Origin of the sequence: Rhizobium terricola (assembly GCF_012927355.1) — a bacterium.
Lineage (GTDB): Bacteria > Pseudomonadota > Alphaproteobacteria > Rhizobiales > Rhizobiaceae > Allorhizobium > Allorhizobium terricola.
Genome location: NZ_JABBGK010000008.1, coordinates 51,708 through 72,212 on the forward strand (window position 1 = coordinate 51,708; position 20,505 = coordinate 72,212).

Sequence of the window (20,505 nt, forward strand, 5' to 3'; positions counted from 1 at the left end):
CATGATCCTGAAAGACCGGATTGCCATCGTCACCGGCGCCGGCTCGGGCATCGGCCAGGCGGGCGCCGCCATCATCGCCCGCGAAGGCGCCCATGTCGTCGTCGTCGACCGCAACGGCGAAGCTGCCGAGACGGCGGCATCCGAAATCCGGGCGAACGGTGGCAGGGCCGAAGCGCTCGCGCTGGACGTGACCGACGATACGGCCCTCACCGACGGCATCAATGCCGTAATGGCCCGCCACGGGCGGATCGACATCCTGCACAACCACGCCGGAGCCCAGGTTGCCGGCAACCTCGAACAGGTCGAGGTCGAGGGCTTCGACCGGTCCTGGAGCCTCAACGTGCGCGCCCATTTCATGGCGGCCCGCCTCGTGATGCCGATCATGAAGAAGCAGGGCGACGGCGTGATCCTCAACACCGCATCCTCCTCCGGCGTGCTCTACGATCGCGAGATGATCGCCTACACGACGACAAAACACGCGGTCATCGCCATGACCCGCCAGATGGCCGGCGACTATGCCCGTTTCGGCATCCGGGTCAACGCGCTCTGCCCCGGCTGGGTCGACACGCCCTTCAACGCCCCCTTTATCGAACAGATGGGCGGCCGGAGTGAGATCGAGGCCTATGTGCGCGAGAAGGTGCCGATGGGCCGCTGGGCCAGCGTCGAGGAGATCGCCGAATCCATCCTGTTCCTCGTATCGCCGCGCTCGTCCTACATGACCGGCCAGATCCTCGTGGTCGACGGCGGCGAGACCGTCGTCTGACAGGCCGACAACGAAAGGCTGCCAGCCTGCCGGTTGGCGCCGGTCCGAGGCTTCCTCAGCCCATGCGCTCGGAAGCGTAGGATCCGGGACTTGCCGGGAAAACGACGGTGCGGTTGCCGTTGATGAAGGTGCGGCGGTGGATATGCGCGTGGATCGCCCGGGAGAGCACCTGGGCCTCGACGTCACGGCCGATCGAGACATAGTCGTCCGCCGACTGGGCATGCGTGATGCGGGCGACGTCCTGCTCGATGATCGGACCTTCGTCGAGATCGGCAGTGACGTAGTGCGCCGTCGCGCCGATCAGCTTCACACCGCGCTCATAGGCCTGCTTGTAGGGGTTCGCCCCCTTGAAGGACGGCAGGAAGGAGTGGTGGATATTGATGATCCGGCCCGACATCTCGCGGCAGAGCGCGTCCGACAGGACCTGCATGTAACGCGCCAGCACGACGAGCTCGGCGCCGGAGTCCCGGACGATCTGCAGGAGCCGGGCTTCCGCCTCGGGCTTGTTCTGCTTGGTGACGGGAACGTGGAAGAAGGGAATGTCGTGGTTCACCACGACCTTCTGGTAGTCGAGGTGGTTCGACACCACCGCGACGATGTCGATCGGCAGGGCGCCGATCCGCCAGCGGTAGAGAATATCGTTCAGGCAGTGCCCGAAGCGGGACACCATCAACACCACCTTCATCCGCGCATCGGCGTCATGAATGTCGAATTCCATGCCGAAGCGCTCGGCAATCGGTCGGAAACCCTCCGCGAGCACCGCCAGATCCTTGCCCTCCTCGGAGAGGAAGGAGACGCGCATGAAGAACTTGTCGCTTTCCAGATCGTCGAACTGGGAACTGTCGATCATGTAGCAACCTGCGTCGGCGAGGTAGCCGGAGATCGCGGCAACGATGCCCCGCGTGGTCGGGCAGGCGACGGTCAAGACGAACTTCATGGAGATGTTCCTTCGGGTCTAGGAAGAGAAAGAAGGTCCCGGATTGCTCCGGGACCCAAAGTGCCTTCGAGAGAGGCTGGGGAAGTGGTTAGATGTCAAGCGTGGTCTGGTGTTCCCAGGCCGTAAACTGCGAGCAGTAGGTGTTCCATTCGCCATGCTTGAGCTTGAGATAGGCGGCCGAAAATTCGGTGCCGAGGGCACCCTGCAGCCCCTCGTCCTCCTCATAGGCGCGCAGCGCGTCGAGCAGGTTGAGCGGCAGCTTCGGTGCGTCCTTGACCAGATGACCGTCGCGATACATGTCGATGTCGTAGTGGACACCGGGATCAGCATTGGTCTTCAGGCCACTCAGGCCGGCGGCAATGATGATCGCCTGCAGGAGATAGGGGTTCACCGCACCGTCGGGCAGACGCAGCTCGAAACGGCCGGGGCCGGGAACACGCACCATGTGGGTGCGGTTGTTGCCGGTCCAGGTCACCGTGTTCGGTGCCCAGGTGGCGCCGGAGATCGTCCGCGGAGCGTTGATGCGCTTGTAGGAATTGACGGTCGGGTTGGTGACCGCGGCCAGAGCCGAGGCATGCTTCATGATGCCGCCGAGGAAAGTCTTGCCCTTGGCCGAGAGTCCGAACGGCATCGCCTTGTCGGCAAAGGCATTGGTTTTGCCGTCGATGTCCCAGACCGAGATGTGGGCATGGCAACCATTGCCGGTCAGGCCCTTGAACGGCTTCGGCATGAAGGTGGCGCGAAGCCCGTGCTTCTCGGCGACCGACTTCACCATGAACTTGAAGAAGGAATGCTTGTCGGCGGTCTTCAGCGCGTCGTCATATTCCCAGTTCATCTCGAACTGGCCGTTCGCGTCCTCATGGTCGTTCTGGTACGGCTTCCAGCCGAGCTCCAGCATGTAGTCGCAGATCTCGGCGATCACGTCGTAGCGGCGCATCAGCGCCTGCTGGTCGTAACAGGGCTTTTCGGCGTTATCGAACTCGTCGGAGATCTTCTCGCCGTCGGCGGAAATCAGGAAGAATTCCGGTTCGACGCCGGTCTTGACGCGAAGGCCCATTTCGGCGGCTTCCGCGACCAGCTTCTTCAGCACGACGCGCGGGGCCTGCTCGACCGGCTTGTCATCCATGACGCAATCGGCAGCGACCCACGCGACATCCTTCTTCCACGGGAGCTGGATGACGGAGGACGGGTCCGGAACGGCAAAGAGGTCGGGATGGGCGGGCGTCAGGTCGAGCCAGGTGGCGAAACCGGCAAAGCCGGCTCCGTCCTTCTGCATGTCGGCGATCGCTTCAGCCGGCACCAGTTTGGCGCGCTGGGCGCCGAAGAGGTCGGTGTAGCTGATCATAAAATATTTGATGCCGCGCTCGGCGGCGAATTGCAAAAGATCCTGTGTCACGTCGTTCCCCTGTATTTTTTGGATTGAGACACATGTTGAAGAAAAATGGCCGCCCCCTGGGAGGGAGGGGCGGCCATCGGTGTTAGAAACTTCCCTTGCCGGGGTACCAGCTGGTGCCGGCAAGCGGCACCTGGGCCATCGCCGCGGCTTCCATGGTGAGCGCGCAGAGGTCTTCCGGCTCCAGGTTGTGCAGCTTGTTCTTGCCGCAGGCCCGCGCGATCGTCTGCGCCTCGAGCGTCATCACCTTGAGGTAGTTGGCGAGGCGGCGGCCGGCGAGCTCCGGATCGAGGCGCTTGGCGAGCTCCGGATCCTGGGTCGTGATGCCGGCCGGGTCCTTGCCCTCGTGCCAGTCATCATACGCGCCGGCGGTCGAGCCGAGCTTCCGGTACTCGTCTTCCCAGTGCGGATCATTGTCGCCGATGGCGACCAGCGCGGCGGTGCCGATCGACACCACGTCCGCACCCAGCGCCAGTGCCTTGGCGACGTCGGCACCGGACCGGATACCGCCGGACACGATGAGCTGCACCTTGCGGTGCATGCCGAGGTCCTGAAGCGCCTGGACGGCCGGGCGAATGCAGGCGAGCGTCGGCATGCCGACATTCTCGATGAAGACGTCCTGCGTCGCCGCCGTTCCGCCCTGCATGCCGTCGAGCACGACGACGTCGGCGCCGGCCTTCACGGCCAGCGCCGTGTCGTAATAGGGGCGCGCCCCGCCGACCTTCACGTAGATCGGCTTCTCCCAGTCGGTGATCTCGCGCAGTTCTAGGATCTTGATTTCCAGGTCGTCCGGGCCGGTCCAGTCGGGATGGCGGCAGGCGGAACGCTGGTCGATGCCCTTCGGCAGGTTGCGCATCTGCGCCACGCGGTCGGAGATCTTCTGGCCGAGCAGCATGCCGCCGCCGCCGGGCTTCGCGCCCTGGCCGACCACGACCTCGATCGCATCGGCGCGCCGCAGATCCTTCGGGTTCATGCCGTAGCGCGACGGCAGGTACTGGTAGACCAGTTTCTCCGAATGGCCGCGCTCTTCGTTCGTCATGCCGCCGTCGCCGGTGGTGGTCGACGTGCCGGCAAGCGTGGCGCCGCGGCCGAGCGCTTCCTTGGCATTGCCGGATAGCGCGCCGAAGCTCATGCCGGCAATGGTGATCGGGATCTTCAGCTCGATCGGTTTCTTGGCAAAGCGCGTGCCGAGCACGACCGAGGTGTCGCACTTCTCGCGATAGCCTTCGAGTGGATAGCGCGAGATCGATGCACCGAGGAACAGGAGATCGTCGAAATGCGGAACCTTGCGCTTCGTGCCACCGCCGCGGATGTCGTAGATGCCGGTGGCGGCTGCGCGCCGGATCTCGGCGAGCGTATAGTCGTCGAAGGTGGCAGACTTGCGCGGCGGGGTGTTCGGGTTGTGGTAGCTCATCTCGGGATCCCCGCTCAGTAGGCTTCGGCGTTGTCGATGTTGAAGTTGTAGAGCTTGCGGGCAGAGCCGTAGCGCTTGAACTCCTCGGGCTTGACGTCCTTGACGCCGGCTTTTTCCAGAAGCTCGGCAAGCTTCTCGAGATGTTCCGGCCGCATGTCCTTCTGGATGCAGTCGGCCCCGAGGCTCTTGACCGAACCGCGTACGAATAGCTTCGCTTCGTAGAGACTGTCGCCGAGCGCTTCACCCGCATCGCCGAGCACGACGAGATGGCCGGACTGTCCCATGAAAGCCGACATGTGGCCGATCGAACCGTGCACCACGATGTCGATCCCCTTCATCGAGATGCCGCAGCGTGAGGCCGCATTGCCCTTGATGACGAGCAGACCGCCCTGTCCGGTGGCGCCCGCATACTGGCTGGCGTCGCCTTCGATGACGACCGTGCCGGACATCATGTTTTCGGCGACCCCCGGGCCGGCCGAGCCATGAACGGTGATCATGCCGCCATCGTTCATGCCGGCACAGTAATAACCGACGGACCCGCGCACTTCGACGGTCACGGGGCTGTCGATACCGACGGCAACCGCATGGCTGCCGCGCGGATTGACGACCTCGAAGGCCGTGTCGTTGGCGCCGGAGCCGAGATTGTGGAGGGCGCTGTTGAGCTCGCGGAGGGGGGTTTGGGAGAGGTCGAATACGGGCATGGAGTTCGGACTTTCTTCGTGAAGGACGGACGCCTCAGGCGACCTTCTCGTGATCCCAGAAATAGACGGTGGCGGGCTCGGGCTCCCAGACCCGGGCATTCTCGATGCCCGGCAGGTTGACCAGCGCGCGATATTCGGAGCCGAAGGCGACATACTGGTCGGTTTCAGCCATGACCGCAGGCTTGCAGGCGATCGGATCGCGCACGACGCCGAAACCGGACTTGGTGCCGACGACGAAGGTGAAGAACCCGTCGAGGTCGTCGAGCGCGCCGGTGAGCGCCTGTCCGAGATCCTTGCCCTTGGCCATTTCGGCCGTGAGGTAGGCGGCAGCGACTTCAGAGTCGTTCTGCGTCTCGAAGGTCATGCCTTCGCGGATCAGCTCGCGGCGCAGGTTGTTGTGGTTGGACAGCGAACCGTTGTGCACGAGGCACTGGTCGGACCCGGTGGAAAACGGATGGGCGCCGAGCGTCGTGACCGCGCTTTCGGTTGCCATACGGGTGTGACCGATACCGTGGCTACCGCCCATGGCGCGCACCTCGAAACGGGCGACCACGTCCTTCGGCAGGCCGATCTCCTTGAAGATCTCGACGCTTTCGCCCGAACCCATGACGCGGATGTTCGGGCGGATCTCGGCGAGCAGGTCGCGGATCCCGGCGAGCTTCGCGGCATCGATCTCGATCACCGCATGCGTGCTCTTGACCTGGACCGAGGCCGAAATGCCGGCCTGCTTCAGCGCGGTTTCGAGGCCGGCGAAATCCCCTTCTGGATCCGCGGACTGGACCGTCACCTTGGCCTTGCCGGCCGCCGCGCCGCCGTAGATGGCGATGCCCGCAGAATCCGGACCGCGGTCGGTCATGGTGATCAACATGTCCGAGAGCAGCGCTCCGAGCTGAGGCTCCAGACTCTTGTCCTTCAGGAACAATCCAACAATGCCGCACATGGCTGCCATCTCCATTTCTCGATGGAGACAGGGGTAACAGCAGCTCTAGCGGAAATCAATCTGTAAGAATAAATTTTTCCTACGAAGCAATTTTCATTGTTGTGAATAGGAGATGATCGACAGGTAGCGGGCCGGCAGTTTCACCAGCTGCTCGGGGCCATGCGGAGCATCGGCATCGAAGAACAGGCTGTCTCCCGGCTGCATCCGGTAGAGGCTCTCGCCGTGCCGATAGACCACCTCGCCTTCGAGCATATAGAGGAACTCCATCCCCTCGTGCTGGAAGGTCGGAAAGATGTCGGATTCCGCATTGAGGGTGATGAGATAGGGCTCGACCGCGACACCGGAGGTGTTGTTCTCGATATGGCCGAGCAGGCTATAGTGGTGGCCGGCCCGCGTCCCGCGCCGCTCGATGTTGACCCCTTCGCCCGCCTTGACGAAACTGGCGCTGCGCGGCTCCTCGTAGCCACGGAAAAAGGCAGTGATCGGCACGCTCAACGCCTTGGAAAGCGCCTGGAGTGTGCTGAGCGACGACGAGATATTGCCGTTCTCGATCTTCGACAGCATCCCGACTGACATGCCGGTGGCGGCGGCGAGATCGGCGACCGTCAACCCGAGTTTCTTGCGATAGGTCCGAACCTCGTGCCCGATCGCCATCTCCAGATTGTTGGCCCGCGGCTCGCGGACAGCATGCGGATCCTGAGCCAGAACCGCCTTTGCCGTCTTCGCCGATTTGTTGCTGTCCGCCGTCATCCGTCCCTCGCTCCTCGTGCGGGGCCATGCCCTGCCCGCTTCTTCCGAACTACGATCTAGCGGATTTCGGTCGAATGCCAAAACGCTGTTTGTAGGCCCGCGAAAAATGCGACGCACTCGAAAAACCCGTGGCAAAGGCGACCTCGGAGATCGCGAGCGGGCTCTGTTCCAGCAGCCTGCGGGCATGGGCAAGCCGGACGTCGCGATAGGTCTCGAGGAAACCCTGTGCCATCTGCTCGGCAAAGAGCCGGTCGAGATGGCGCGGGCTGATGCCTGCCAGACGGGCCATGTCCTTGCGGCTCAAGGGATGCTCGATCGTCGTCTCCATCGTCTCGAGGACGGTGACCAGCGCCGGATGGCGGGTGCCGAAGCGCTCGACCGAAGAGCCGCGCTGCGGGCCGCCGGGCTCGGCGATGGCGGTGTGCAGATACCAGTCGCTGACCCGCCGCGCGAAGGCCGATCCCATGCGCTCGGAGATCAGCGCATGCATCATGTCGAGCGGCGCCACGCCACCGCCGCAGGTGATGCGATCGCCGTCCAGCACATAGCGCGCCTGGCGGGGAGCAAGGTGAGGAAAGGCCTCGGCAAGTGCCGGCGCATGTTCCCAGTGGATGGTGAAATCGCGCCCGTCAAGCAGGCCGGCGGCGGCAAGCAGGAACGAACCGCTCGAAATGCCGCCGATGCGCACACCCTGCCGCCCCAGACGACGCAGGGTCGGAAAGATCGCGGACGCCGACCGCCAGTCCGAAGGATTGCCGCCCGCCACGACGAAGATCGTGTGGCAACGCGCGCCTTCTTCCGCGAGGTCACCACACGGAATGGCAAGGCCGGAGGAACTGACCACGTCCGAGCCGTCGCACGACAGGGGCTTCACGGAGAAGAGTTTGGTTTGCGCGATCAGGTTGGCGGCGCGCAGGGGCTCGGTAGCGGACGCATAGGACATCAGCGCGAAATTGGGCACGAGGACGAAGCCATAGCCATGGGTCGACGACGAGAGGCTTTCCGACATGGCCCGAACTTATCTCTATTCGTCCCATTTATGCAATTCTCTTCGCATGTTCCGCCGTACCGTCAGGATCTCCTCAAATCAGCAGGCAGCCCTGATGCGTTACTCCGCCCTATCGATCTTTCTCAACGGCCTTCGCGGCAACAGGAACTGGGCGGCCCATTGGCGCCAGCCGGATCCGAAGCCGCATTATGACGTGGTGATCGTCGGTGGCGGCGGTCATGGCCTGTCGACCGCTTACTACCTGTCGAAGGTCTTCGGCATCAGGAACATCGCCGTCGTCGAGAAGGGTTACATCGGCTCAGGCAATGTCGGCCGCAACACGACGATCATCCGCTCGAACTACCTTCTTCCCGGCAACAACCCCTTCTACGAACTGTCGATGAAGCTCTGGGAGGGCCTGGAGAAGGATTTCAACTTCAACGCCATGGTCTCCCAGCGCGGCGTTCTGAACCTCTATCACTCCGACGCCCAGCGCGATGCCTATACCCGCCGCGGCAATGCCATGCGGCTGCATGGAGTAGACGCCGAATTGCTCGATCGCGAAGCGGTCAAGGCGAAGCTGCCCTTTCTCGATTATGAGAATGCGCGTTTTCAGATCCAGGGCGGCCTGCTGCAGCGCCGCGGTGGCACGGTCCGTCATGACGCCGTCGCCTGGGGTTATGCCCGCGGCGCCGACACCCATGGCGTCGACATCATCCAGAATTGCGAAGTGACCGGGATCCGCCGCGAAAACGGCAAGGCCGTCGGCGTGGAGACGACCCGCGGCTTCATCGGCTGCACCAAGCTTGCATTGGCCGCCGCCGGCAATTCCTCGCGGGTCGCCGAAATGGTCGATCTCAAGCTGCCGATCGAGAGCCATGTCCTGCAGGCCTTCGTTTCCGAGGGCCTGAAACCCTTCATCGACTGCGTCGTCACCTTCGGCGCCGGGCATTTCTATGTCTCGCAATCCGACAAGGGCGGCCTCGTCTTCGGCGGCGACATCGACGGCTATAACTCCTATGCCCAGCGCGGCAATCTCGCGACCGTCGAGCATGTCGCGGAAGCCGGCAAGGCGATGATCCCGGCCCTGTCGCGCATTCGCGTCCTGAGATCCTGGGGCGGCATCATGGACATGAGCATGGACGGCTCGCCGATCATCGACAGGGTCCATCTCGACAACCTCTACCTGAACTCCGGCTGGTGCTACGGCGGTTTCAAGGCCACGCCGGCCTCCGGCTACTGCTTTGCCCACCTGATCGCCCGCGACGAGCCGCACGAGACGGCACGCGCCTTCCGCCTCGACCGGTTCCGCCGCGGCTACCTGATCGACGAAAAGGGCCAGGGCGCCCAGCCGAACCTTCACTGATTTCTCCGGAAGCAAAACGACATGGCAAGCCGCATTCCCTGCCCCCATTGCGGGCTCCGACCCAAGGAAGAATTCACCGTCAAGGGCGCCGCACTCGCCCGCCCGGCCCCGGACGCCGGCGAGGACGCCTGGTACGACTACGTCTACCTGCGTGACAATCCGCGCGGTGCCTATGAGGAATACTGGCACCACACCTCCGGTTGCCGCCGCTGGCTGGTCGTTTCCCGCGACACCGCCACGCACGAAATCCACGGCAGCCGCGACGCCGCCGACAAGACGAAGGTGAACGCATGACGTCCCGCCGCCTCGCCAAAGGGGGACTGATCGACCGGTCCCGCACCATCTCCTTCACCTTCGACGGCAAGCCGATGCACGGCTTTGAGGGTGACACGCTTGCCTCTGCGCTGCTGGCGAACGGCCGGCAGCTGGTCGGGCGAAGCTTCAAGTATCACCGGCCGCGCGGCATCCTGACCGCGGGTGCGGCAGAGCCGAACGCCCTGATGACCATCGGTCGCGGCGGTCGAACCGAACCGAACACCCGCGCCACCATGCAGGAGCTCTATGACGGGCTGGAAGCGAAGAGCCAGAACCGCTGGCCCTCGCTGGAACATGACGTCGGGGCGATCAACGGACTGGTTTCACCATTCCTGTCGGCTGGCTTCTACTACAAGACCTTCATGTGGCCGGGCGCGCTTTGGGAAAAGCTCTACGAACCGGTGATCCGCAAGGCGGCCGGCCTCGGCAGGGCGACCTACGAAGCCGATCCTGATGCCTACGAGAAATGCTGGGCACATTGCGATGTGCTGGTCGTGGGCGCTGGTCTGACCGGCCTTGCCGCGGCGCTTGCCGCAGGCCGTGCCGGCGCCCGCGTCATCCTGATCGACGAAAATGCCGAGCTCGGCGGTTACCTGCTGACGGACGGAGCGCTGTTCGACGGAAGTCCCGCTTCCGCCTACGCCCGTGGCTTGATCGGAGAGCTCGACGGCCTTGCGAACGTCCAGCTCCTTCCGCGTACGACGGCCTTCGGCTGGTATGACGGGAACGTGTTCGGCGCGGTCGAACGGGTGCAGAAGCACGTCGCGAACCCTGTCCCGAACCGGCCGGTGGAGCGGCTCTGGCGCATTGCAGCGAAGAAGACGATCCTCGCGACGGGCGCCGAGGAACGGCCTCTGGTGTTCGGGGGCAACGACATCCCCGGCGTGATGATGGCCGGCGCCATGCGCAGCTACCTAAACCGGTACGGTGTTGCCCCGGGCAACAGGACGGCAGTTTTCACCACCAATGACAGCGGCTACGCTCTGGCTGCCGATCTCGAGGCGGCCGGGATCGAGGTCGTCGCCCTGATCGACAGCCGTCGCGACGCGACGCTGTCCTATTCCGGCAAGGCGCGCCTGGTGCGCGGCGGCTTCGTGTCGGACGTCAACGGCGGGAAATCCGTGAAGTCTCTTGATCTGTGGCGCGAAGGCCAGACGGAAAAGCTGGAGATCGACAGCCTCGCCATGTCCGGCGGCTTCAGCCCGATCATCCATCTCGCCTGCCACCGCGGCGGCAAGCCGCAATGGTCGAATGCCCACTCGGCCTTCCTGGCGCCCGAAGGTCTGAGGGACCTGACGCTCGCCGGCTCGGCGGCCGGTGTCTTCTGGCTGAGCGCCGCCTTCACCTCCGGCCTCGATGCCGCCAATGCAGCCCTTTCCGAACTCGGCATGCGCACGGTCGCCATCGACCGGCCGACGATCGAAAACGATGTGGCCCCGGCACCGGCCAAGCCGCTCTGGTCGATCCCCGGCATCAAGACCAAGGCCTTCGTCGACTACCAGAACGACGTGCACCTGAAGGATCTGGGCCTCGCCGTCCAGGAGGGCTATGGCCATGTCGAACTTGCCAAGCGCTACACCACGAGCGGCATGGCGACCGATCAGGGCAAGCTCTCAAACGTCAATGCGATCGGCCTGCTCGCGGAGGCACGACGGATCTCGCCCGCCGACGTCGGCACGACGACCTTTCGCCCGTTATACACCCCGGTCTCCTTCGGCGCCCTGGCCGGCGCCTCCCACGGCAAGGACTTCCAGCCGGTCCGCAAGTCGCCACTACACGACTGGGCGGCCAAGAACGGTGCAACGTTTGTGGAGACGGGCCTGTGGTATCGCTCCGCCTGGTTTCCACGCGCCGGTGAGACCGGTTGGCGCGAAAGCGTCGACCGCGAGGTATTGAACGTTCGAACGAATGCCGGGCTCTGCGACGTCTCGATGCTCGGCAAGATCGAAGTCTGCGGGCCGGACGCGGCCGAATTCCTCAACCGCGTCTACAGCAACGGCTTCCTCAAGCTTCCGGTCGGCAAGGCCCGTTACGGCCTGATGCTGCGCGAAGACGGCTTCATCTACGACGATGGCACGACCAGCCGGCTCGGCGAAGACCGCTATTTCATGACCACCACCACTGCCTATGCGGCGGGCGTCATGAACCATCTGGAATTCTGCGCGCAGGCGCTCTGGCCGGAACTCGACGTGCGGCTCGCCTCCGTGACCGACCAGTGGGCACAGATGGCGCTTGCCGGACCGAAGTCCCGCGCCATCCTGCAGAAGATCGTCGACGAGGATATTTCCAACGAGACCTTCCCCGCCCTGGCGGCGAAGGAAGTCTCCCTGTTCGGCGGCCGCCTCAAAGGCCGCCTGTTCCGCATCTCCTTCTCCGGCGAACTCGCCTATGAACTGGCGGTGCCGGCCGACTTCGGCGAGAGTGTCGCCGACGCCCTGATGGCTGCGGGCAAGGACCATGGCATCTGCGCCTACGGAATCGAGGCCTTGGCGGTGCTGCGCATCGAAAAGGGGCACGTCACGCACAACGAGATCAACGGCACCATGGTGCCGGCCGATCTTGGCTTTGGCAAGATGGTCTCGACGGCAAAGCCGGACTTCGTCGGGAAGCACATGCTCGCCCGCGAAGGCCTGACCGATCCGGCAAGGCCTCAACTGGTCGGTGTTGTCCCGATCGATGCAAGGACGACCTTCAAGACCGGCTCGCACATTCTCGCAAGCAATGCCGCGGCAACGCTCGAAAACGACCAGGGCTATGTCACCTCGAGCTGCTTCTCGCCGCATATCGGCTCGACGATCGGCCTTGCGCTGGTCAAGGGCGGCGCCTCCCGCCACGGCGAAGAGGTTGTGGTCTGGAACGGTCTGCGCAACGAATTCACGCCCGCTCGCTTGACCAGCCCGGTCTTCTTCGATCCTGAAAACGAGAAGCTTCATGTCTGACGCCATCATGTCCGATTTACCCCTGATCCGCAGACCGGCCATCGCAGCCGACGCGCCCTATCATTTTGGTTCGTTGACCCTGGAACACATAGTTGACGGCTCGGTCCTGCAACTGCTCGGAAAGCCCGGGGTCTTCTCAGAAGCTGATGCAAAAGGCGCTCTTACGTCCGATGGCTCGGCGAGCCTGCGGCCCGCTGGCCCCGGGCAATGGTTTCTGGTCTCCGACCGGGCAGCCGATATCGACGGGATAGCTCGCAGCCTCGCCGACAAGGCCTATGTCGTTGACCAGACCTGCGGCAGAAGCCGGATCCGCCTAAGCGGGCCTGCCGTCAGGCAGTCGCTGGCGAAGGGCACCGGCGTCGATCTCCACCCGGACCAGTTCCCTGTCGGCCACGCGACGATGACGCTGATCGGCCATATCGGCGTCAACCTTGCCCGAACCGGCGAAGATACGTTCGAGCTGCTGGTTCTGCGCGGCTTTGCCGAAAGCCTGTGGCATGAGTTGAAGGTCATGAGCGCGGAATTCGCCTGACGGTCAAGCATCTGCGGCCCAGAGATACCGTGCGACAGAGGGAAAACCGCGTTCGTCCACGCGGTTCTTCAGGGAAAGGCTTGCCGTCGTCCGGTTTTTGGTAGACCATAATACCAAACTGATTTCCCTTGGCGGCAATGCGGACATCCTCATGACCAATTCCTCGGCCGAAGGCGCCATTCGCGTCGAACGCCCCTCCAAAACCCTCCGGGAACTGGCGCTCGAAAAGGTGCGAGATGCCATCTTCAGCGGCCACTTCAAGCCGGGCGACCGGCTGGTGGAGCGCGACCTGTGCACGCAACTCGGCGTCAGCCGAACCATCGTTCGCGAGGTCTTGCGCCATCTCGAATCCGAAGGGCTTGTCGCCAATCCGGTCAACAACAAGGGCCCGATGGTCGCCCGGCTGGAACTCGATGAAGCCCGGCAGATCTACGAGATCCGCGCGGCACTCGAAGGAATGGCGGCGCGGCTGTGCGCCGAGAAAGCCGATCCTTCGGTCGTCGCAAGTCTGGAGGAAGCCCTGGCCGGCATCCGCCAAGCCTACGAGGTCAACGACATGGCCGAGGTCCTGGCCCGGACGACGCAGTTCTACGAGACATTGTTCACCAGCATCGACCGGCATGTCGCCTGGGGCGTGGTCAAGCTGATGATGGTGCGGATCAACCATCTGCGATCCATGACGATCAAGACCGAGCGCCGCTCGGTCGAAGGTCCGGCGCAGATGCAAAAGATCGTCGATGCAATCCGCACTGGCGACGGCCCGGCCGCCGAACGCGCGGCCGCCGAACACGTCCAGCGCGCCGCATCGATCGCTTCTGCCGTGTTGCAGCAGCAGGAGCCCGCGGGCGACTGAGACATAGGAATTGACGTCGCAGGCCATGCCGCGACGCCGCCGAGCAATTTGCCCCCTCGCAATCAAGTCGCCAGGGTGGTTTTCTGCACCTAAATTATTCCCAAAGAGAAAAAAACATTCCCTTCCGACAAGTCGCTTGACTCACTTATATGATGGTATACCATAATATCATTCAAGGATTGAGACACGACCATGACCCTTCAGATACGCAAGACACTTCTGCAGATCGAAACCACGCTGATCGAGGGCGGCAAGCAGGCGCCGAAACCCCTCAAGCTCTATTCGGCCTTTGCCGTCGTGAAGAATCCGTGGGCGGGTCGCGGCTTCGTCGAGGACCTGAAGCCGGAAATCCACGCAGCAGCACCGATCCTGGGAGAACTGCTGACGGGTATGATCCTCGAAGCCGTCGGCTCGGGTGATGCGGTCGAAGCCTATGGCAAGACGGCCGTCGTCGGTCTTGACGGCGAGATCGAGCACGCCTCGGCGCTCATCCACACGCTGCGCTTCGGCAATCACTATCGCACCGCCGTCGGTGCAAAGTCCTACCTCGCCTTCTGCAACACCCGCGGCCCGGCCAATACGGCGATCATGATCCCGCTGATGGACAAGAATGACGAAGGCCGCCGCTCCCACTACCTGACCATCCAGACGTCCATCCCGGACGCCCCCGCCGCCGACGAAATCGTCATTGGCCTCGGCGCTTCAGTCGGTGGCCGTCCCCATCACCGGATCGGCGACCGCTACCAGGATCTCAAGGATCTTGGTCAGGACGTCAAAAACCCGGCCGGCGTCTGAGCGAGACAGAGACGATGGCCGCCCTCGACGCTCCCCTCGCAAGCATGGCGCCGCCTTCGTTTCGGCGCATGACCGCATCGAACGGCGCGGCCTATTACGAGGCCGGCCAGGGGGAACCGCTCGTCCTCATCCACGGCGTCGGCATGAGGCTCGACGCCTGGGCGCCGCAGATCGCGGTGCTGAGCGAAAGCCATCGCGTCATTGCCGTTGACATGCCCGGACACGGAGAGAGCAGGCCCTTGCCGACCGGCAGCGACCTGACAGCTTTTGTCGCTTGGCTCGCGACCGTCCTCGATGCCCTGTCGCTCAAGCGGGTGAACCTCGCCGGTCACTCCATGGGCGCCCTCATCTCGGGCGGTGCGGTCGCGACTTTTCCCGAGCGCATTCGTCGCGTCGCCCTGCTCAACGGGGTTCATCGGCGCGATGCGGCGGCAAAGGCGGCCGTCCTCGCCCGCGCAGCCTCGATCCCGACGACAGGCATCGACATCGCTGGCCCGGTCTCCCGCTGGTTTTCCGAGGACGAGGCAAGCCTCGTCGCCCGCGAACTGACCCGGAAATGGCTGAGCATGATGGATGTCGAAGCCTATGCCACCGCCTACGGCGCTTTCGCCGCCGGCGACGAGACTTATGCCGACCGCTGGCGCGATGCCACGTGCCCCGCGCTATTCCTCACCGGAGCGGACGACCCCAATTCGACACCGGCCATGGCCGAGGCAATGGCCGCGAAGGCACGGAACGGCTATGCCCGGATCATCCACGGCCACCGCCATATGGTGAACCTGACCGCCCCCGAGGAGGTCAACCGCCTCCTTCTCGAATGGCTCGAACTGCCGGAGGTCCCAGCATGACCGCGACCGCATTTGACCCACGAAGCCTGCGCGATGCCTTCGGCGCCTTCGCCACCGGCGTAACCATCGTCACCACCGTCGGTCCGGACGGCCAGCCGCTCGGCTTCACCGCAAATTCCTTCAGCTCCGTGTCCCTCGACCCGCCGCTGCTGCTGATCTGTCTGGCAAAGACCTCCCGGAACTTTGGCGCGATGACGGAGGCGAAGGGGTTCGCCGTCAACATCCTATCGGATGGCCAGAAGGACGCGTCCAACACCTTCGCCCGTCCGGTCGAAGACCGTTTCGCAACCGTGGAATGGCATCCCGGCCCGCACGGCTCACCCGTTCTCGCCGACGTCGCGGCCTGGTTCGACTGTAGCCTGGAGCAGGTGATCGAGGCCGGCGACCATGTCATCCTCCTCGGACGCGTCGAAGCCTTCGAAAACAGCGGACGCAACGGTCTCGGCTATGTGCGCGGCGGCTATTTCACGCCGACCCTTGCGGCAAAGGCTGTCTCCGTGGCCAGCGAAGGCCATCTGCATCTGGGCGCCGTGGTCGAACGCGCCGGCGAGATCCTGCTCGTGGGCGAAGACGCGAAATCGCTGCCGGGTTGCGACGTCGATGAAGGCGAACCACTCGAGGCGCTGAAATCCCATTTGGAACAGCTGACCGGCCTGCCGATCACGATCGGCTTCCTCTATTCGGTCTACGAGGGATTGAGCGACGGCCGCCAGCACATCGTCTACCGCGCCTTCGCCGGCGAGGGGGATCCGAAGGCGGGAACCTTTGTCAGTCTCGACCAGCTGGCCAGGACCAGCCTCTCCGGCTCGGCCACGGCCGACATCCTGAACCGCTTCGCCATGGAAAGCTCGATCGGCAATTTCGGTGTCTATTTCGGCAACGAGACCGCCGGCCGCGTTCATTCAATCGCCAGGAAGGCACAAGCATGAAGTTCTCGCTTTTCGTCCATATGGAGCGGCTCGACGCGAGCCAGAACCACAAGAGCCTCTATGAGGAATTCGTTCAGCTCTGCGAGATTGCCGACAAGGGCGGCATGCACGCGATCTGGACCGGCGAGCATCACGGGATGGATTTCACCATCGCGCCCAACCCCTTCGTGACGATCGCCGATCTTGCCCGCCGCACCGAAAACGTGCGCCTCGGCACCGGCACGGTGATCGCACCCTTCTGGCATCCGATCAAGCTCGCCGGCGAAGCCGCAATGACCGACATCATCACCGACGGTCGTCTTGATCTCGGCATCGCCCGTGGCGCCTACAGCTTCGAATATGAACGTCTTCTGCCGGGACTCGACGCCTGGGGCGCCGGCCAGCGCATGCGCGAACTGATCCCGGCAGTGAAGGGCGTCTGGGAAGGTGACTATGCCCACGACGGCGAATTCTGGAAATTCCCGGCAACGACCTCGGCCCCGAAACCGCTCCAGGCTCCGATCCCGATGTGGGTTGCGGCCCGCGACCCGAACTCCCACGAATTCGCCGTCGCCAACGGCTGCAACGTGCAGGTCACGCCGCTTTGGAACGGCGACCCGGAGATCGAAAGCCTGATGGGCCGGTTCAACGCCGCCTGCGACAAGGCGCCGGACGTCGCGCGGCCAAAGATCATGCTGCTGCTTCACACGTATGTCGGCTCGGACGGCGACGACGTCGCGCAGGCGACGAAGGAGCTGAGCGTCTATTACAATTACTTCTTCGCCTGGTTCAAGAACGAGAAGCCGATCCGGCAGGGACTGATCCAGCGACTGACGGAAGAAGAGATGGCGGCGAACGCCAACCTCTCGCCCGAGGTGATGCACAAGAACCTGCCGATCGGCACCGCCGACGATGTCATCGCCCGCCTGAAGCACTACGAGGCGCTCGGCTATGACGAATACTCCTTCTGGATCGACACCGGCATGAGCTTCGAGCGCAAGAAGGCCTCGCTCGAACGCTTCATCCGGGACGTCATGCCGGCCTTCGCGGAGTAAAGCCCATGCAGCGCTTCCAGCTCTATATCGACGGCCAATTCGAAGACGGCGAAGCGCGGTTCGAGAGCCTCGACCCCGCAACCGGAACTGCATGGGCCGACATGCCGGAGGCGCGCGAGGCCGATGTCGACCGTGCCGTGGCGGCAGCAACGCGGGCACTGCAGGACGGCCCCTGGGCGAAGATGACGGCCACCCAGCGGGGAAAGCTGCTCTACAAGCTGGCGGACCTGATTGCGGCCAACGCGCCGAAGCTTGCCGAGCTCGAGACCCGGGACACCGGCAAGATCATCCGCGAGACCTCCTCGCAGATCGCCTATGTCGCGGACTATTACCGCTACTATGCCGGCATTGCCGACAAGATCGAGGGCTCCCACCTGCCGATCGACAAGCCCGACATGGAAGTGTGGCTGCGGCGCGAGCCCGTCGGCGTGGTCGCCATGGTGGTGCCGTGGAACAGCCAGCTCTTCCTCTCTGCGGTCAAGATCGGCCCGGCGCTTGCCGCCGGCTGCACCATGGTGGTCAAGGCGTCCGAGGACGGCCCCGCACCGCTGCTCGAATTCGCCCGCCTCGTGCATGAGGCCGGATTTCCGGCCGGCGTCGTCAATGTCGTCACAGGATTCGGCCCTGCCTGCGGGGCAGCGCTGACGCGGCATCCCGGCATTGCCCACGTCGCCTTCACCGGCGGACCGGAAGCCGCGCGCCATGTCGTGCGCAACTCGGCAGAAAACCTCGCGTCGACCTCCCTCGAGCTCGGCGGAAAATCGCCCTTCGTCGTCTTTGCCGACGCCGACCTCGAAAGCGCGGTCAATGCGCAGGTTGCCGGCATCTTCGCGGCGACCGGCCAGTCCTGCGTTGCGGGATCGCGGCTTATCGTCGAGCGGAGCATCAAGGACGAGTTTCTCGCCCGCCTGAAGGCCAAGGCCGAGGCGATCCGCATCGGCTCACCGCTCGACATGGCGACCGAGGTCGGGCCCCTCGCGACGCGGCGCCAGCAGGACCATGTCGACAACCTCGTCCAGTCTTCGCTATCCGCGGGGGCAAAACTCCTGACGGGAGGCAAGCACCCGACCGGAGCCGGAAACTTCTATCCGCCGACCATCCTCGACTGCGACGGCATCGCTTCCCCCTCGCTCGTCAACGAGTTCTTCGGGCCCGTTCTCTCGGTCGTGTCCTTCGACACCGAGGCCGAGGCGGTCTTGCGCGCCAATGACACGCGCTACGGTCTGGCGGCAGGCGTCTTCACCCAGAACCTCGGCCGCGCGCATAGGCTGACCCGCGCGATCCACGCCGGCGTGGTCTGGGTCAACACCTACCGCGCCGTTTCCCCGATCGCTCCCTTCGGCGGTTATGGCCTGTCTGGCCACGGACGCGAAGGCGGCATGGCGGCCGTGCTCGACTACACGCGCACCAAGACGGTCTGGCTGAAAACGTCGGACGATCCGTTCCCAGACCCCTTCGTGATGCGGTGAGCCGATGTTCTACGAGATCCGCACCTATCGCCTGAAGAACGGTTCGATCCCCGGCTACCTGAAGGTCGTCGGCGAGGAAGGCATAGCCATCCAGAAGAAGCATCTCGGCCAGCTCATCGGTTACTTCTTCTCGGAGATCGGCCCGATCAACGAGATCGTCCACATCTGGGCCTTCGAAAGCCTCGACGACCGTGAGGCGCGGCGCACGCGTCTCGCCGCCGACCCGGAATGGCAGGCCTTCCTGCCGAAGATCCGCGACCTGATCGAGGTGGCGGAAAACAAGATCATGAAGCCGGCCCCCTTCTTTGACGAAGGAAAAAGCTGACCTCACGAAGAAAGACAGAAGGTTGCGGCCGGAACGACCACAAGAAGCAGACCGGCGGCCAAGACCCTGAAAACGCAGTCACGAACAGCGCAACGACAAGGACAAGGGAACATGAAAAGCAAGACGATCATCGCATCTTTCGCCCTACTGCTGGGCGTCTCCGGCCAGAGCTTTGCCGCCGACATGGTATTCACCAGCTGGGGCGGCACCACGCAGGACGTCCAGAAGTCCGCCTGGGCAGACAAGTTCACCGCCAAGGAAGGCATCAACGTCCTGCAGGACGGCCCGACCGACTACGGTAAGATCAAGGCCATGGTCGAGGCCAACGGCGTGACCTGGGACGTCGTCGATGCCGAAGGCGATTACGCCATCCAGGCCGGCAAGCAGGGCCTCCTCGAAAAGCTCGACTTCTCGATCATCGACAAGAGCACGCTCGACCCCCGTTTCGTGACCGACTACTCGGTCGGCAGCTTCTATTACTCCTTCGTCGTCGGCTGCAACAAGGACGCGGCCGCCGCCTGCCCGAAGACCTGGGCCGACCTCTTCGACACCAAGGCCTTCCCCGGCAAGCGGGCCTTCTACAAGTGGTCGGCGCCCGGCGTGATCGAGGCCGCACTCCTTGCCGACGGTGTTGCCGCCGACAAGCTCTACCCGCTTGATCTCGACCGCGCCTTCAAGAAGCTCGACACCATCAAGGCCGACATCATCTGGTGGACCGGCGGCGCCCAGTCGCAGCAGCTTCTCGCCTCGGCGGAAGCGCCGTTCGGCTCGTTCTGGAACGGCCGTCTGACAGCCCTCGCCGCGACCGGCGTCAATGTCGAGACGTCCTGGGAACAGAACATCACGGCCGCTGACGCCCTCGTCGTTCCGAAGGGCACCAAGAACAAGGAAGCAGCGATGAAGTTCATCGCCTATGCGACCTCGCCCGAAGCCCAGGCGGAAATGGCGGCCGGCACCGGCTATGCGCCGACCAACACCAAGTCGCCGGCCCTGATGGATCCGGCCGTCGCCAAGACGCTGCCCGACCAGCAGACCGCATCGCAGATCAATGCCGACATGGCCTACTGGGCCGAGCATCGCGACGAGATCGGCGAGCGCTGGTACGCCTGGCAGTCCAAGTAAGCGACATTCGACAGGTCCGACGGGGTGCAAGCCGCCCCGTCGGGCACCGATCGGCCGGCCGGTGATGTTTGAAAGGCCGAAGCCGAGCGAAC

The 20,505-nt window shown here is 64.0% G+C and carries 20 protein-coding genes; 13 read left to right on the forward strand and 7 right to left on the reverse strand.

What is annotated here, in order from left to right:
* Position 1 precedes the first annotated feature (1 nt).
* The gene (locus HHL25_RS21620; protein WP_169595312.1) at positions 2–763 is read left to right on the forward strand and encodes an SDR family NAD(P)-dependent oxidoreductase; all 762 of its coding nucleotides are present in this window, start codon (positions 2–4) and stop codon (positions 761–763) included.
* A 55-nt stretch (positions 764–818) separates the two neighbouring features.
* On the opposite strand, the gene purU is transcribed toward HHL25_RS21620, so the two are convergent.
* The 7 genes from purU to HHL25_RS21655 form a co-directional block, all read right to left on the reverse strand.
* Positions 819–1,700: a formyltetrahydrofolate deformylase gene (gene purU / locus HHL25_RS21625; protein ID WP_169595313.1), complete on the reverse strand. Its 882-nt coding sequence runs from the start codon at positions 1,698–1,700 to the stop codon at positions 819–821.
* Positions 1,701–1,788: 88 nt separating this feature from the next.
* On the reverse strand, positions 1,789–3,096 hold the full coding sequence (gene glnT, locus HHL25_RS21630; protein ID WP_169595314.1) for a type III glutamate--ammonia ligase: 1,308 nt from the start codon (positions 3,094–3,096) through the stop codon (positions 1,789–1,791).
* A gap of 82 nt (positions 3,097–3,178) precedes the next feature.
* On the reverse strand, positions 3,179–4,507 hold the full coding sequence (locus tag HHL25_RS21635) for an FMN-binding glutamate synthase family protein (RefSeq protein WP_169595315.1): 1,329 nt from the start codon (positions 4,505–4,507) through the stop codon (positions 3,179–3,181).
* A 14-nt stretch (positions 4,508–4,521) separates the two neighbouring features.
* The gene (locus tag HHL25_RS21640; RefSeq protein WP_169595316.1) at positions 4,522–5,208 is read right to left on the reverse strand and encodes a GltB/FmdC/FwdC-like GXGXG domain-containing protein; all 687 of its coding nucleotides are present in this window, start codon (positions 5,206–5,208) and stop codon (positions 4,522–4,524) included.
* Positions 5,209–5,242: 34 nt separating this feature from the next.
* Positions 5,243–6,148, reverse strand: coding sequence for a class II glutamine amidotransferase (locus HHL25_RS21645; RefSeq protein WP_169595317.1), 906 nt, complete (start codon positions 6,146–6,148; stop codon positions 5,243–5,245).
* Positions 6,149–6,241: 93 nt separating this feature from the next.
* Positions 6,242–6,898: a helix-turn-helix domain-containing protein gene (locus tag HHL25_RS21650; protein ID WP_169595318.1), complete on the reverse strand. Its 657-nt coding sequence runs from the start codon at positions 6,896–6,898 to the stop codon at positions 6,242–6,244.
* A gap of 49 nt (positions 6,899–6,947) precedes the next feature.
* Complete coding sequence (locus tag HHL25_RS21655; RefSeq protein WP_169595319.1) at positions 6,948–7,907, reverse strand: GlxA family transcriptional regulator; 960 nt, start codon at positions 7,905–7,907, stop codon at positions 6,948–6,950.
* Positions 7,908–8,001: 94 nt separating this feature from the next.
* Between HHL25_RS21655 and HHL25_RS21660 the strand changes: the two genes are divergently transcribed.
* From HHL25_RS21660 to HHL25_RS21715, 12 genes are all read left to right on the forward strand, one after another.
* Positions 8,002–9,252: a sarcosine oxidase subunit beta family protein gene (locus HHL25_RS21660; protein ID WP_169595320.1), complete on the forward strand. Its 1,251-nt coding sequence runs from the start codon at positions 8,002–8,004 to the stop codon at positions 9,250–9,252.
* Positions 9,253–9,273: 21 nt separating this feature from the next.
* The gene (locus HHL25_RS21665) at positions 9,274–9,546 is read left to right on the forward strand and encodes a sarcosine oxidase subunit delta (RefSeq protein WP_169595321.1); all 273 of its coding nucleotides are present in this window, start codon (positions 9,274–9,276) and stop codon (positions 9,544–9,546) included.
* Positions 9,543–12,506 carry a sarcosine oxidase subunit alpha family protein gene (locus HHL25_RS21670; protein ID WP_169595322.1) on the forward strand — a complete coding sequence of 988 codons (2,964 nt, stop codon included), beginning with the start codon at positions 9,543–9,545 and terminating at the stop codon, positions 12,504–12,506. Before HHL25_RS21665 ends, HHL25_RS21670 begins: the two co-directional genes overlap by 4 nt.
* Entirely contained in the window at positions 12,499–13,038 is a 540-nt protein-coding gene (locus HHL25_RS21675; protein ID WP_169595323.1) for a sarcosine oxidase subunit gamma, read from the forward strand. The genes HHL25_RS21670 and HHL25_RS21675 overlap by 8 nt, the downstream gene beginning before the upstream one ends.
* Before the next feature lie 151 nt (positions 13,039–13,189).
* On the forward strand, positions 13,190–13,891 hold the full coding sequence (locus tag HHL25_RS21680; RefSeq protein WP_169595324.1) for a GntR family transcriptional regulator: 702 nt from the start codon (positions 13,190–13,192) through the stop codon (positions 13,889–13,891).
* Between the two features lie 192 nt (positions 13,892–14,083).
* Positions 14,084–14,686 carry an amino acid synthesis family protein gene (locus tag HHL25_RS21685; protein ID WP_169595325.1) on the forward strand — a complete coding sequence of 201 codons (603 nt, stop codon included), beginning with the start codon at positions 14,084–14,086 and terminating at the stop codon, positions 14,684–14,686.
* 44 nt (positions 14,687–14,730) lie between these two features.
* Positions 14,731–15,534: an alpha/beta fold hydrolase gene (locus HHL25_RS21690; RefSeq protein ID WP_390624535.1), complete on the forward strand. Its 804-nt coding sequence runs from the start codon at positions 14,731–14,733 to the stop codon at positions 15,532–15,534.
* A complete protein-coding gene (locus HHL25_RS21695; protein WP_169595327.1) occupies positions 15,531–16,463 on the forward strand; it encodes a flavin reductase in 933 nt (310 codons plus the stop codon). The genes HHL25_RS21690 and HHL25_RS21695 overlap by 4 nt, the downstream gene beginning before the upstream one ends.
* Positions 16,460–17,497 (forward strand): LLM class flavin-dependent oxidoreductase, encoded by a 1,038-nt coding sequence (locus HHL25_RS21700; RefSeq protein WP_169595328.1) that lies wholly within the window; start codon positions 16,460–16,462, stop codon positions 17,495–17,497. Before HHL25_RS21695 ends, HHL25_RS21700 begins: the two co-directional genes overlap by 4 nt.
* Before the next feature lie 5 nt (positions 17,498–17,502).
* The gene (locus HHL25_RS21705) at positions 17,503–18,966 is read left to right on the forward strand and encodes an aldehyde dehydrogenase (protein ID WP_169595329.1); all 1,464 of its coding nucleotides are present in this window, start codon (positions 17,503–17,505) and stop codon (positions 18,964–18,966) included.
* 4 nt (positions 18,967–18,970) lie between these two features.
* The gene (locus HHL25_RS21710) at positions 18,971–19,291 is read left to right on the forward strand and encodes an NIPSNAP family protein (protein ID WP_169595330.1); all 321 of its coding nucleotides are present in this window, start codon (positions 18,971–18,973) and stop codon (positions 19,289–19,291) included.
* Between the two features lie 111 nt (positions 19,292–19,402).
* Positions 19,403–20,413, forward strand: a complete 1,011-nt coding sequence (locus HHL25_RS21715; RefSeq protein ID WP_169595331.1) for an ABC transporter substrate-binding protein — start codon at positions 19,403–19,405, stop codon at positions 20,411–20,413.
* Positions 20,414–20,505: the final 92 nt, after the last annotated feature.

Coding starts and splice junctions, on each gene's coding strand:
- HHL25_RS21675 (WP_169595323.1), top strand. CDS start 12,499: ATGTCTGACGCCATCATGTCCGATTTACCCCTGATCCGCAGACCGGCC.
- HHL25_RS21695 (WP_169595327.1), top strand. CDS start 15,531: ATGACCGCGACCGCATTTGACCCACGAAGCCTGCGCGATGCCTTCGGC.
- HHL25_RS21660 (WP_169595320.1), top strand. CDS start 8,002: ATGCGTTACTCCGCCCTATCGATCTTTCTCAACGGCCTTCGCGGCAAC.
- purU (WP_169595313.1), bottom strand. CDS start 1,700: ATGAAGTTCGTCTTGACCGTCGCCTGCCCGACCACGCGGGGCATCGTT.
- HHL25_RS21640 (WP_169595316.1), bottom strand. CDS start 5,208: ATGCCCGTATTCGACCTCTCCCAAACCCCCCTCCGCGAGCTCAACAGC.
- HHL25_RS21620 (WP_169595312.1), top strand. CDS start 2: ATGATCCTGAAAGACCGGATTGCCATCGTCACCGGCGCCGGCTCGGGC.
- HHL25_RS21700 (WP_169595328.1), top strand. CDS start 16,460: ATGAAGTTCTCGCTTTTCGTCCATATGGAGCGGCTCGACGCGAGCCAG.
- HHL25_RS21655 (WP_169595319.1), bottom strand. CDS start 7,907: ATGTCGGAAAGCCTCTCGTCGTCGACCCATGGCTATGGCTTCGTCCTC.
- HHL25_RS21715 (WP_169595331.1), top strand. CDS start 19,403: ATGAAAAGCAAGACGATCATCGCATCTTTCGCCCTACTGCTGGGCGTC.
- HHL25_RS21685 (WP_169595325.1), top strand. CDS start 14,084: ATGACCCTTCAGATACGCAAGACACTTCTGCAGATCGAAACCACGCTG.
- HHL25_RS21635 (WP_169595315.1), bottom strand. CDS start 4,507: ATGAGCTACCACAACCCGAACACCCCGCCGCGCAAGTCTGCCACCTTC.
- HHL25_RS21690 (WP_390624535.1), top strand. CDS start 14,731: ATGGCGCCGCCTTCGTTTCGGCGCATGACCGCATCGAACGGCGCGGCC.
- HHL25_RS21670 (WP_169595322.1), top strand. CDS start 9,543: ATGACGTCCCGCCGCCTCGCCAAAGGGGGACTGATCGACCGGTCCCGC.
- HHL25_RS21645 (WP_169595317.1), bottom strand. CDS start 6,148: ATGTGCGGCATTGTTGGATTGTTCCTGAAGGACAAGAGTCTGGAGCCT.
- HHL25_RS21680 (WP_169595324.1), top strand. CDS start 13,190: ATGACCAATTCCTCGGCCGAAGGCGCCATTCGCGTCGAACGCCCCTCC.
- HHL25_RS21650 (WP_169595318.1), bottom strand. CDS start 6,898: ATGACGGCGGACAGCAACAAATCGGCGAAGACGGCAAAGGCGGTTCTG.
- HHL25_RS21710 (WP_169595330.1), top strand. CDS start 18,971: ATGTTCTACGAGATCCGCACCTATCGCCTGAAGAACGGTTCGATCCCC.
- HHL25_RS21665 (WP_169595321.1), top strand. CDS start 9,274: ATGGCAAGCCGCATTCCCTGCCCCCATTGCGGGCTCCGACCCAAGGAA.
- HHL25_RS21705 (WP_169595329.1), top strand. CDS start 17,503: ATGCAGCGCTTCCAGCTCTATATCGACGGCCAATTCGAAGACGGCGAA.